The following is a 12,327-nucleotide window of genomic DNA, read 5'->3' as shown; positions in this document are numbered from 1 at the left end:
CTCGCGCCCGGCGCCCCCCTGGTCCAAGAAGGTGCTCAGCCCTCGTTCAAGAAGCCGCTCAGTCCTCGCTGGGCGCGGCCGGCAGCTTGGCCTGGATGAGGTCCATGACCGTGGAGTCCGTCAGCGTGGTGACGTCACCGAGCTGGCGGTTCTCGGCCACGTCCCGCAGCAGACGACGCATGATCTTGCCGGAACGGGTCTTGGGCAGCTCGGCCACCGGCAGGACCCGCTGCGGCTTGGCGATCGGACCGAGGGTGGCGCCGACGTGGTTGCGCAGGCCGGCGACGAGGCCCTCGTCCTCGGCGTTCGCCGTGCCGCGCAGGATCACGAAGGCGACGATGGCCTGCCCGGTCGTCTCGTCCGCGGCACCGACGACAGCCGCCTCGGCGACCGAGGGGTGGGAGACGAGCGCGGACTCCACCTCGGTGGTGGAGATGTTGTGGCCGGAGACCAGCATGACGTCGTCGACGCGGCCCAGCAGCCAGATGTCGCCGTCGTCGTCCTTCTTGGCGCCGTCACCGGCGAAGTACCGGCCCTCGAAGCGCGACCAGTACGTGTCGAGGAAGCGCTGGTCGTCGCCCCAGATGGTGCGCAGCATCGACGGCCACGGCTCGGTGAGGACGAGGTAGCCGCCTCCGCCGTTCGGGACCTCGTTCGCCTCGTCGTCGACGACGGTGGCGGAGATGCCCGGCAGCGGCGTCTGCGCGGAACCGGGCTTGGTCGCGGTCACCCCCGGCAGCGGGGAGATCATCATCGCGCCGGTCTCGGTCTGCCACCAGGTGTCCACGATCGGGGTCCGGTCGGCGCCGATGTGCTTGCGGTACCAGATCCACGCCTCGGGGTTGATCGGCTCACCGACCGAGCCGAGCACGCGCAGGCTGGACAGGTCGAACTTGGCGGGGATGTCGTCGCCCCACTTCATGAACGTACGGATCGCGGTCGGCGCCGTGTACAGGATCGTCACCCCGTACTTCTGGACGATCTCCCAGAAACGGCCCTGGTGCGGGGTGTCCGGCGTGCCCTCGTACATGACCTGGGTGGCGCCGTTGGCGAGCGGGCCGTAGACGATGTACGAGTGCCCGGTCACCCAGCCGACGTCGGCCGTGCACCAGTAGACGTCGGTCTCCGGCTTGAGGTCGAAGACGGCGTGATGCGTGTACGCGGTCTGGGTGAGGTAGCCGCCGGAGGTGTGCAGGATGCCCTTGGGCTTGCCCGTCGTGCCGGACGTGTAGAGGATGAACAGCGGCTGCTCGGCGTTGAACGCCTCGGGGGCGTGCTCGGCGGACTGCCGCTCGACGATCTCGTGCCACCACACGTCCTTGCTGTCGTCCCAGGCGACCTCCTGGCCGGTCCGGCGGACGACCAGCACGTGCTCGACATTGCCGGCCTTGCCGACCGCCTCGTCGACGGCCGGCTTGAGCGCGGACGGCTTGCCGCGCCGGTAGCCGCCGTCGGAGGTGATGACGACCTTGGCGTCGGCGTCCTGGATACGGGTGGCGAGGGCGTCCGCCGAGAAGCCGCCGAAGACCACGGAATGGGCCGCGCCGATGCGCGCGCAGGCGAGCATCGCGACGGCCGTCTCGGGGATCATCGGCATGTAGACGGCGACCCGGTCGCCCTTGCGGACCCCCAGTTCCAGCAGGGCGTTCGCGGCCTTGGAGACCTCGTCCTTGAGCTCGGCGTAGGTGATCGCGCGGCTGTCGCCCGGCTCGCCCTCGAAGTGGATGGCGACCCGGTCGCCGTGCCCCGCCTCGACATGCCGGTCGACGCAGTTGTACGCCACATTGAGCTCGCCGTCCTGGAACCACTTGGCGAACGGCGGGTTCGACCAGTCCAGTGTCTCGGTCGGCTCCTTGGCCCAGCTCAGCCGGCGGGCCTGCGCGGCCCAGAACCCCAGCCGGTCAGCCTTGGCCTGCTCATACGCCTCCGCCGTGACGTTGGCGCCCGCGGCCAGGTCGGCGGGGGGTGCGAACCTGCGCTCTTCCTTGAGCAGGTTGGCCAGGCTTTCGTTGCTCACGGCATCTGCCTTTCCCAGGGTGTCCGTTGTGTCCCAGGCCACAGCTCATCACCCCGGGGGGCGTGATGACAAGGGTCGACCTGAAATTGGTTTAGACCTGTTGGACGTCGAGTCCGGCGGCCCGGGTCATCCGTACCCACGTACGCCGACCAGGCGGAGTTCAGCGCCTGTAACGCCTTTCACACTCCCGCCCAAGTACGGGTGAAGCGCCATCGACGAAGGGAGCTTGCGTGGAAGGCATACGGGGCGGACCGCGGGCCGCGGCCCGCGACCCACAGCTCTTCGAGGAGTTCTACCGGCGCCATGTGGAGGCGATGACGTCTTTCGTGGCCCGGCGTGTCGTGGATCCGCACACGGTCGCCGACCTGACGGCCGAGATCTTCCTGGCGGTCCTGGACTCCGCCCACACCTACCGCCCGTCCCGGGGCAGCGAGCGGGCGTGGCTGTACGGCATCGCCCGCAACGTGGTCGCCGGGGAGCGCCGACGGGTCGCCCGCGAGACCGACCGCGACCGGCGCATCTCGGGCCGGCGGCTGCTGGAGCCCGATGACATCGCCCGCCTGGAGGACAAGCTCGACGCGCAGAGCCCGGGCCGCCGCGCTCTGGCCGCCCTGGAACGGCTCCCCGCGGGGGAGAGAGCCGTCCTGGAACTGGTCGCCGTCGACGAACTGACGGTCGCCGAGGCGGCGACGGCGTTGGGGATCAGCCGGGTGGCGGCGCGTGTACGGCTGCACAGAGCGCGCAAGTCCCTGCGGGAGCAGGCGGAATCACAGGGTGGGGAGCCGTACGGCAGCTTCCTGTCGTACGTCACGGAAGGAACCGGGGGAGCGACATGACGACGAGGACGATGTTCGAGGACCGGCTGCTGGTGGAGTTGCAGGGGGAGATCGAGCGGCGGGAGTCCGTGCCGGTGCCTGCCACGCGGCGCGCGCTGCTCACCGGCCGCCGACTCGCCCTGGCCGCGGGGGTCTGCGCGGCGGCCGGGCTCGCGGTGGTGCTGTCGCCGGGGACGCCGGCCGGGTCCGCGGCGTATGCGCTGGAGCGCCATGAGGACGGGACCGTCACGCTCACCGCCAATGAGCAGTACATCGATGTCGAGGACCAGCGTGAACTCGCACGGGAGCTGCGCCCGAACGGCATCGAGGTGGAGGTGCAGATCCTGCGCCCCGGCTATGGCTGCCAGGGGGACACGGTGCTCTGGGCACACACCTCGGAGGGCGGGGTGGTCCCGCTCTTCACCCTCCAGTGGGCCCGGAAGATCACCCTGCACCGCGGCAATGTGCTGGTCTTCGTGAACTTCAACGACGGGGCGGAGCCGCACAAGGTCGACGTCTATCCGACCGAGGCCGACGTGGAGCCCTGTGTTCCGGTGAAGCCGACGCCGAGCGGGACCTAGGGAGCGGATGTGCGGCCCCTCGCGAAGGGGCCGCACCGCCGGCAAGACTCACGCCGGCAGGTCCGCCGCCGCCTCCACATGGCCGAACAGCCCGTCCCCGTCCGTCTCGGTGAGCAGGTACGCCTGGGCCTCGCCCACGTGGAAGTACATCCCGTGCAGCTCCAGCTCCCCCTCCCGCAGAGCGCGGGCGACCGAGTCATGGGCGCTCAGATGCTCCAACTGCTGGACCACGTTGGTCAGACAGAGCTGCTCGACCGCGTCGGCGGGCGCCCGTCCGGCGAGCCTGGCCGAGGGCCCGCTGCCGTCGGCCATCCGCTCCAGGCTGGGCAGTCCGTGCCGCAGCCACCGCTTCAACGGGGTCGGGGCGCCTCCCGGCTCGGAGTTGAGCAGTGCCTGCATGGCCCCGCAGCCGGAGTGTCCGCACACCGTGATGGAGCGCACCTTCAGCACGTCCACCGCGTACTCGATCGCGGCCGCCACCGAGTCGTCCCCGCTCTCCTCACCGGGCAGGGGGACGAGGTTGCCCACGTTGCGCACCACGAACAGGTCGCCCGGACCACTGGAGGTGATCATCGAGGTGACCAGCCGTGAGTCGGCGCAGGTGAGGAAGAGCTGGTCCGGCTGCTGGCCCTCGCGCGCCAGCCGGGCCAGCTCACCCCGCACGATCGGCGCGGTGTTGCGCTGGAACGCGCTGATGCCACGCGCCAGTTCCTGCCCGCTCGACTCGCGGGGCGCGCCCGGAGCCTGCGCGGCACAGGGCTCGCCGGCTGCACTGGGCTGTCCGGCGGCCTGCGCGGTGTACGGGCGCTCGCACTGGTGGTTGCGCCAGGCCGTCCAGGGGCGGCAGCGGCAGTGGGCGGATTCGGACGGCTCGGCGATGCGCGTCCCCGGTCTGCGCCCGGTCAGCTCGACGGCACCGCCCTGCGCGGTGTGCGTCTTCTGCCAGTCCTGCAGCGCTTCGAAGGCCGCGTGGTCCATGAACGACCCGTCCAGCTCCACGACGGTGTCCGCCCCCTGGGGGACGAGATGCAGGGCCCGGCTCAGCCGGGGGACCGCGAGGAACGTCAACTGCCCGCGTACGTGGACGTGATGGACTCCTTCCCTCTCGCAGTGGGTGATCCGGGTGCGGGTGAGGCGGTGCAGGGAGACGGCGACGGCGACGGCGATCCCCAGCGTCACGCCCTCCAGGACGCCGAACACGACCACGCCGAGGGTGGTGACGGCGTAGACCAGGACCTCTCGGTGGCGGGTCACCGTGCGGATGTGGTGCAGGGACACCATCTGGATGCCGACGGCCATCACCAGGGCGGCGAGCGAGGCGAGCGGGATGAACTCGAGGACCGGGACCATCAGCAGCGCGGCGATCACTACGAGAACGCCGTGCAGCATCGTGGAGTTCCGGCTGACGGCACCCGCCTGGACGTTGGCCGAACTGCGCACCGCCACACCGGCGACGGGCAGTCCGCCCAGGGTGCCGGAGACGATGTTGGCGGCTCCCTGTCCGAGCAGCTCGCGGTCGAGGTCGGAGCGGCCTACCCGGGTGCGGCGACCGGGAGCCGGGCTCGCGGCGATCAGGTCGGGGCGCCCCGACGCCAGCTTGTCGACGGCCACCGCACCCAGCAGCGACTGCACGCTGCACACCAGCGTGGTGGTGAGCACGGCGGCGATGAGCCCCAGCGCGGGACCCTCGGGCAGTCCGGCCAGGGCATGGCTGCTCCAGGACGGCAGGTCGACCTTCGGCACGGCCAGCCCGGTGAGGGAGGCGGCGGTGGTGGCTCCGGCGACGGCCACGAGCGCGGCCGGGATCCTGCGCAGGAGGTGGCCCGCCCGGCCCGGGACGCGCGGCCAGATGAACAGCAGTGCCAGGGTCAGCGCGCTCACCGAGACCGCGGCGGGCTGCACGTGCGCCAACTGGGCGGGCAGGGCGCGGAGGTTGTCGAGGACGGCGCTGTGCGGGGTGCCGCCGAGGACGATGTGCAACTGGGCGACGGCGATGGTGACGCCGATGCCGGCGAGCATGCCGTGCACGATCGCGGGGCTGACGGCGAGCGCGGTGCGGGCCACCCGCAGGCAGCCGAGGCCGAGTTGGACCACTCCGGCGAGGACGGTGATGGCGCAGGTCGTCCGCCAGCCGTAGCGGTGGATCAGGTCGGCGGTGACCACGGTGAGTCCCGCGGCGGGACCGCTGACCTGGAGCGGGCACCCGCCCAGCCGGCCGGCGACGATCCCTCCGACGGCGGCGGCCACGAGACCTGCCTGGAGGGGGGCGCCGGTGGCGAGGGCGATGCCCAGGGACAGGGGCAGGGCGATCAGGAAGACCGCGATCGAGGCCGACACGTCGGCACCCGCGACACGGAAGCGGCGGGGCGGGGTCGGTGGGGGGCTGTGGGAAGGGTGGATGCGCCTCGTGTGGTGCGAGTCGCTCGGGTCGGTGGCTCGGGTGGGAACACAGGCTGACATTTTTCCCGTCTCCTCCGGGGCAGCGCGGTCGCGGAACAGGTGGTCCCCCGTCGATGTCGGGGGTCGGGTCGCGGCCGTGGGTCACGGCGTGCAGCGGCGGGATGAATCAACGCTCGGTAAATGGATCGTAATGCAGAGTAAAGCGCAGGCATAGACTTTCCGGGCAAATAGGTGAATAGCTCACCTGAATGGGTGAAGTGGCAATTTCATCGGCTTGTCGTACTAATTCATTCTCGGGCTCGTGCGAACTTGGCGGCGCTGTCGTTGCCCCGAGAGAAGGAAGAAGGTGGGCGGAACATGGCCGCCACCCACAGGATTGCCGCGGGAGCCGTGGTCGCCGCGGTCTGCGCCGCCTCGCTCGCCGGATGCGCGACCGGCGCCGACGACCTCGAGGGAGGCGCCGCCGGCCCGCTGAAGGCGAAGCCCGCCCAGGCACCCCCCAAGCGCGCGTTCCGCCTGATCGGCGACGGCTCCACCGCGTACACCGGAGCCCAGCCGCACCTGCCGAGAGCCGAGCGCCTCAAGCCCGGCGAGAAGCCCCCGCAGTTCGTGGTGTTCTCCTGGGACGGCGCCGGTGAGGACAGCCAGAAGCTGTTCTCCCGCTTCCGTGAGGTCGCCAAGGCGAACCACGCGACGATGACGTACTTCCTGAGCGGCGTGTACATGCTGCCGGAGGACAAGCGCACCGAGTACAAGCCGCCGCAGCACTCCCCGGGCCGCTCCGACATCGGTTTCAACGACCAGCAGGGCATCGCCGACACCGTCAAGCAGCTGCGCCTCGCGTGGCTGGAGGGCAACGAGATCGGCACCCACTTCAACGGCCACTTCTGCGGCAGCGGCGGCGGGGTCGGCCAGTGGTCGGTCGAGGAGTGGAAGGACGAGATCGCCCAGGCGAAGAAGTTCGTCAAGTCCTGGAAGACCAACACCGGGATGACGAAGGCCTCCCCGCTGCCCTTCGACTACGACAAGGAGCTCGTCGGCGCCCGCACCCCCTGCCTGGAGGGCCAGGAGAACTTCATGAAGGCCGCCCGCGAGCTGGGCTTCCGCTACGACACCAGCGGGGTCAACGAGCAGCTCTGGCCGAAGAAGAAGCAGGGCCTGTGGGACCTGTCGATGCAGCTCGTGCCCTTCCCCGGGCACTCCTACGAGCAGCTCACCATGGACTACAACTTCATGGTCAACCAGTCCGGCACCAGGACCCAGGGCGACCCGGGCAAGTACGAGTTCTGGGGCGACCAGATGCGCGACGGCCTCCTCAAGGGCTTCCAGCGGGCCTACGAAGGCAACCGCGCGCCTCTGATCATCGGAAACCACTTCGAGTCCTGGAACGGCGGCACCTATATGCGCGCCGTCAAGGAGACCGTCGAGCAGGTGTGCAACAAGCCCGACGTGCGCTGCGTCTCCTTCCGGCAGCTCGCCGACTGGCTGGACGCCCAGGACCCGAACACCCTTGAGAAGCTACGTGCCCTGGGGGTGGGCGAGGCACCGAAGCAGGGCTGGCCGGCCTTCCTGTCCGGTCGGCCCGCCCCGGCGCCGAAGGGCGTCCCGGGGGCGCCGGCGGCCAAGCAGCAGTAGGCGCCCGCGCGGCCGTCCTCAGACGGCCGCCACCGCGCTCTCACCGAGCACGAACGAGGGGTCGATCTGCGCCGCCAGGTCGGCCCCGGTGCGCTCGTTGCCCCACGCCTGGGCGTTCTTCAGATGGAAGTGCGCCATCTGCTGGGTGTAGCGCTGCCCGTCGCGCAGGTCGTACGTCGCGTCGGCGGCCGTCCGCAGCCGGCGCAGGGCGCGCCGGTTGACGTCCTCCAGGAGCGCGAACCGGGGCGGCCGGCCCTTCTCCAGGGCCCGCACCCAGTCGGAGTGCCCGACCGTCACCAGCAGGTCGTCCCCGACCTCGGCGCGGAGGAAGTCGAGGTCGTCCTGGCCCTGCACCTTGTTGCCGACGACCTTCAGTACGACGCCGAAGTCGCGGGCGTACTCCTTGTACTGGCGATAGACGGAGACCCCCTTACGGGTTGGCTCGGCGACAAGGAACGTGATGTCGAAGCGGGTGAACATGCCGGAGGCGAAGGAGTCCGAGCCCGCCGTCATGTCCACCACGACGTACTCGCCCTGCCCGTCCACCAGGTGGTTCAGGCACAGCTCCACCGCTCCCGTCTTGGAGTGGTAGCAGGCGACCCCCAGGTCGGCGTCCGTGAAGGGGCCGGTGACCATCAAACGGACGATGTCGCCGTCGAGTTCCACCGGCCGGGCACACGCGTCGTAGACCGGGTTGTCCTCGCGCACCCGCAGCAGTCGCGAGCCCTCGCCGGGCGGAGTGGTCTTGATCATCTCCGCGGCCGAGGCGATTCGCGGGTTGGTGCCGCGCAAGTACTCCTTGATCAGCGGCAGCCGCTCGCCCAGGGCGGGCAGCGCGGCCGCCTCCGCCTCGTCCAGGCCGAGCGCCGGCCCCAGGTGCTGGTTGATGTCGGCGTCGACGGCGATCACCGGTGCTCCGGTGGTCGCCAGATGGCGGATGAACAGGGAGGACAGGGTGGTCTTGCCGCTGCCGCCCTTCCCGACGAAAGCAATTTTCATGTTTACGAAGAGTAGTCGTACGATAGCTGTATGTGGCAGACAGGCGTGAGGAAGACCACTCCATCGAGGGGCGGGCGGCGAGGTTGCGTAATGTCGTACTCATGAGTACGACAGGCGCGAACGCCGATCCGCTCGCGGCCCTGGGCTCGCTGCCCGGTGTGGCCGAGTCCGTGGAGTCCGTGCGCAAGTCCGTGGACCGGGTCTACGGACACCGTGTCATGCGGCGCCGCAGCAACGAGATCACTTCCGAGGCGGCCCTGCGCGGGGCCCGTGGCTCGGCAGCGCTGTCCGGCGCGGACTGGGCCCTCGAAGAGGTGCGTCGACGCTCCGACTTCGGCGTCGACGACGAGGCGCGGGTCGTGGGCGCGGCGCTCAGGCTGACGGCCGAGGCCGGTCAACTGCTGTCCATCTGGCGGCAGTCGCCCCTGCGGGTGCTGGCCCGGTTGCATCTGGTCGCCGCGGCGACCGACGAGGACGAGGTCGGGCGTCCCCGTCAGGCCGACGAGAGCGTCGACGAGCCGCTGATCGAGTTGCCGCTGCCGGCCGCGGCCGAGGTCTCGGGCCGACTGGAGGGCCTGTCCGAGCTGATCATCGCGGGCAGTTCGGCCCCCGCCCTGGTCACGGCCGCCGTCGTACAGGGCGAACTGCTCGCCCTGAGGCCCTTCGTCTCCCACAACGGCCTGGTCGCGCGCGCGGCCGCGCGAATCGTCCTGGTCGGCAGCGGTCTCGACCCGAAGTCGGTCTGCCCGGCGGAGGTCGGTCACGCCGAACTGGGCCGCGCGGCCTATCTGGCGGCGCTCGACGGGTACGTCTCCGGCACCCCCGAGGGCATGGCCGCCTGGATCGCCCACTGCGGCAGCGCGATCGAGCTGGGCGCGCGCGAGTCGACGGCGGTGTGCGAGGCGCTTCAGCGCGGGGCGGCGTAAAACCCCTGGAACAGGGTTGCGGCGGTACGAGGACTCGTACCGCCGCTGGCATGTTCACCGGGTTACCAAGCGTCCTCGATATATTGCCCATCAGGTCGGGAACTTTGCCCGTCACCTGGTGCGGCTGGCCCGTAATCGACGGGTCGACGTCGCGTGGGTGCCCGGTGTTCATGCTCGGTCCGTGGGGCCAAATGCGTTTCTAAGGTGATCCTCTCGGATGTCCTTGGTCTCGCGGGCCGTTAACCCCTTTGTACTCCTGGACCGCAGCAAGCGGAACCCCTGGCCGTCGTTCTTTACTTTTGTCCTCAAACAGGCGCCAAGTAGTCGTAATCGCCTCAGGCCAGGGTCGAGCGCCGCCGGTTCGCGTACCAGACGAGGCCCGCCGTCACCGCTGCCGCTCCTATCGCGGCGACCGCGACGAGCGCCGGGCGGGGCGGTACGGCGAATCCGGGCAGCCGCTGCTTGAGCCGGACCGGCCGGTGGAAATCGAGAATCGGCCACCCGCGCGTGAGGGCTTCCTTGCGCAGTGCCCGGTCCGGGTTGACCGCGTGCGGATGGCCTACGGCCCGCAGCATCGGCAGGTCGGTCGCCGAGTCGCTGTAGGCGTAGCAGCGCTCCAGGTCGTACCCCTCGGACTCGGCCAGCTCCTTGACCGCCTCCGCCTTCGTCGGGCCGTACGCGTAGTACTCCACCTCGCCGGTGAAGCAGCCGTCCTCGCCCACGACCATCCGGGTCGCCACCACCCGGTCGGCGCCCAGGAGTTCGCCGATCGGCTCGACCACCTCGGCGCCGGACGTGGAGACGATGACGACGTCCCGGCCGGCGGTGTGGTGCTCCTCGATGAGGGAGGCGGCCTCGTCGTAGATGATCGGGTCGATCAGGTCGTGGAGGGTCTCGGCCACGATCTCCTTGACCTGCTGCACGTTCCAGCCGCGCACGAGTGCGGAGAGGTACTCGCGGGTGCGCTCCATCTGGTCGTGGTCCATACCGCCGACGAGGAAGACGAACTGGGCATATGCGGTCCGCAAGGCGGCCCTGCGGTTGATCAGGCCGCCTTGGTAGAACGACTTGCTGAACGTGAGCGTGCTTGACTTCGCAATGACCGTCTTGTCCAGGTCAAAGAAGGCAGCTGTGCGGGGCAACGAGTGGTTTTCCACGACCCCGAGCATAGGTGCAGCCCATTCGGCGTAAGGTGAGGCGCGTGGGTTTGCCTGAGAGGGCTCTCGGGTACACCATGGAAGTCACGGATCGTTCGCGACCGTGCTAACCCGGTCCGGCTCCTCCCCCCCCGAGTCGGCCGTGGAGGCGACCCCCACTCTCCCCCCCGGTGGGGGTCGTCGCATGTCCGGGTGGGTTTTCCTCTTTCTTGCGCGGTTCTGTGACCGTATCGAGGCGGCTTCGGCCGCCTTTTCCGCATGCTCACGATCCGTCACTGTAAGTAGTCGTAGTGCTGCTCTGTGGAAGTCGTGCACGGCTGGCACGGGCTCACCGGTATGGGTGATGGCGATATTCACAACCGCCGAGTTGTCCACAGTTATCGACCAAGATCCACACGATTTCCGGGATGGCTGCACCGTGATTCCCACACGTCCCGCTCCGGCCGCCTTCATGGCCGGTTCCGGTTAGTCGGACGTGTTTGGCCGGTTCGTATCGGCCGTTCATATGGAGGCCGGTTGCCGGTTCTTCACATGTTTGGGAATCGCGGGGCCGAAGGGGCCGCGTGAGAGAGGCGCCGCGCGGGCCTTGGAGGAGGCTCCCGCGTGGCGCGGCGAAGGGGGATGGAGACCGTGACCGCAGCCGTCACACACGAGGGACAGCCCGCCGCCGGAGGGCGGCCGGGCCGGCCGTTGATCGTCACGGAGGACGAGGACCTACTGGACGACCTGCTGCGGCTGTGCGCGGCGGCGGGGGCGACGGCCGAGGTCCATCACGGGGTGCCGCAGCCCAGAGGCAGCTGGGAGGCCGCCCCGCTCATCCTGGTCGGCGACGACGCCGCACGGCGGGTGCGCGGAGCCACCCGCAGGCGCGGAGTGGTGCTCGTGGGCCGGGACCAGGACGACTCCGGGGTGTGGAAGCGGGCCGTCGAGATCGGCGCCGACCACGTCCTGATGCTGCCCGACGGCGAGCAGTGGCTGGTCGACCGGATCGCCGACGTCACCGAGGGCGTCGGCCGCCCGGCCCTCACCGTCGGCGTCATCGGCGGCCGCGGCGGGGCCGGAGCCTCCACGCTCGCGTGTGCCCTCGCCGTCACCTCCGCGCGTGAGGGCCTGCGCACGCTCCTCGTGGACGCCGATCCGCTGGGCGGCGGACTCGACGTACTCCTCGGCGGCGAGAGCACCGAGGGGCTGCGCTGGCCCGCGTTCGCCGCCTCGCGCGGGCGGGTCGGCGGCGGCGCCCTGGAGGAGTCGCTGCCGCGACTGCACTCGCTGCGGGTCCTGAGCTGGGACCGCGGCGACCGCATCGCCGTCCCGCCGCAGGCCGTACGGGCCGTGCTCGCCGCGGCCCGGCGCCGGGGCGGCACCGTCGTCGTCGACCTGCCCCGCCGCCTCGACGACGGCGTCGCCGAGGTCCTCGCCCAACTGGACCTCGGGATCCTCGTGGTCCCGGCCGAACTGCGCGCCGTCGCCGCGGCCGGCCGCGTGGCCTCGGCGGTCGGCATGGTCCTGCGCGACCTGCGGGTGGCGGTCCGCGGCCCGTACGCACCCGGACTCGACGACCGCGAGGTGGCCCGCCTGCTGGGCCTGCCCCTGGTGGGCGAGGTCCCGGTCGAGTCGGCACTCCTGCGGCCCCAGGGAAGCGGAGCACCACCGGGGGCGGCCGTGCGGGGACCGCTGGCGCGGTTCTGCAAGGAGTTCTGGGAGCGCGCGTTGACGGAGGCGGGGGCGGCATGAGCGTGTTCTCAGGGTTCGAACGGGTGGATGGCGCGGGCAGCGGTTCTGCCGAGGCGCGGCGGA

Annotated in this window: 9 protein-coding genes; 5 read left to right on the top strand and 4 right to left on the bottom strand. The window is 70.5% G+C overall.

All coding sequences use genetic code 11. The features are described from left to right. Positions 1-58 precede the first annotated feature (58 nt). Complete coding sequence (gene acs / locus RKD20_RS19970) at positions 59-2,017, bottom strand: acetate--CoA ligase (RefSeq protein ID WP_424878897.1); 1,959 nt, start codon at positions 2,015-2,017, stop codon at positions 59-61. A gap of 230 nt (positions 2,018-2,247) precedes the next feature. Between acs and RKD20_RS19965 the strand changes: the two genes are divergently transcribed. Continuing rightward, on the top strand, positions 2,248-2,853 hold the full coding sequence (locus tag RKD20_RS19965; protein WP_424878896.1) for an RNA polymerase sigma factor: 606 nt from the start codon (positions 2,248-2,250) through the stop codon (positions 2,851-2,853). After that, a complete protein-coding gene (locus RKD20_RS19960; protein ID WP_424878895.1) occupies positions 2,850-3,413 on the top strand; it encodes a hypothetical protein in 564 nt (187 codons plus the stop codon). The genes RKD20_RS19965 and RKD20_RS19960 overlap by 4 nt, the downstream gene beginning before the upstream one ends. 48 nt (positions 3,414-3,461) lie before the next feature. Here the strand turns inward: RKD20_RS19960 and RKD20_RS19955 are convergent, their stop codons facing one another. After that, positions 3,462-5,873 (bottom strand): SulP family inorganic anion transporter, encoded by a 2,412-nt coding sequence (locus tag RKD20_RS19955; protein ID WP_424878894.1) that lies wholly within the window; start codon positions 5,871-5,873, stop codon positions 3,462-3,464. Between the two features lie 297 nt (positions 5,874-6,170). On the opposite strand from RKD20_RS19955, the gene RKD20_RS19950 reads away from it, so the two are divergent. Further along, positions 6,171-7,448 carry a hypothetical protein gene (locus tag RKD20_RS19950; RefSeq protein ID WP_424878893.1) on the top strand — a complete coding sequence of 426 codons (1,278 nt, stop codon included), beginning with the start codon at positions 6,171-6,173 and terminating at the stop codon, positions 7,446-7,448. Between the two features lie 18 nt (positions 7,449-7,466). Here RKD20_RS19950 and RKD20_RS19945 read toward each other — a convergent pair whose 3' ends face one another. After that, positions 7,467-8,447, bottom strand: a complete 981-nt coding sequence (locus RKD20_RS19945) for an ATP-binding protein (protein ID WP_424878892.1) — start codon at positions 8,445-8,447, stop codon at positions 7,467-7,469. A gap of 101 nt (positions 8,448-8,548) precedes the next feature. On the opposite strand from RKD20_RS19945, the gene RKD20_RS19940 reads away from it, so the two are divergent. Continuing rightward, positions 8,549-9,373 carry a Fic family protein gene (locus RKD20_RS19940; RefSeq protein ID WP_020118791.1) on the top strand — a complete coding sequence of 275 codons (825 nt, stop codon included), beginning with the start codon at positions 8,549-8,551 and terminating at the stop codon, positions 9,371-9,373. A 335-nt stretch (positions 9,374-9,708) separates the two neighbouring features. Here the strand turns inward: RKD20_RS19940 and RKD20_RS19935 are convergent, their stop codons facing one another. Next, positions 9,709-10,542 (bottom strand): HAD family hydrolase, encoded by an 834-nt coding sequence (locus RKD20_RS19935; protein WP_424878891.1) that lies wholly within the window; start codon positions 10,540-10,542, stop codon positions 9,709-9,711. Between the two features lie 609 nt (positions 10,543-11,151). On the opposite strand from RKD20_RS19935, the gene ssd reads away from it, so the two are divergent. Further along, a complete protein-coding gene (gene ssd / locus RKD20_RS19930) occupies positions 11,152-12,264 on the top strand; it encodes a septum site-determining protein Ssd (RefSeq protein ID WP_424883274.1) in 1,113 nt (370 codons plus the stop codon). Positions 12,265-12,327 lie beyond the last annotated feature (63 nt).

This window comes from Streptomyces sp. SLBN-8D4 (assembly GCF_049739545.1).
Taxonomy (GTDB): domain Bacteria; phylum Actinomycetota; class Actinomycetes; order Streptomycetales; family Streptomycetaceae; genus Streptomyces; species Streptomyces canus_C.
Note: the sequence above shows the minus strand (reverse complement) of the source record. Positions and strands in the feature narration are given on the sequence as shown.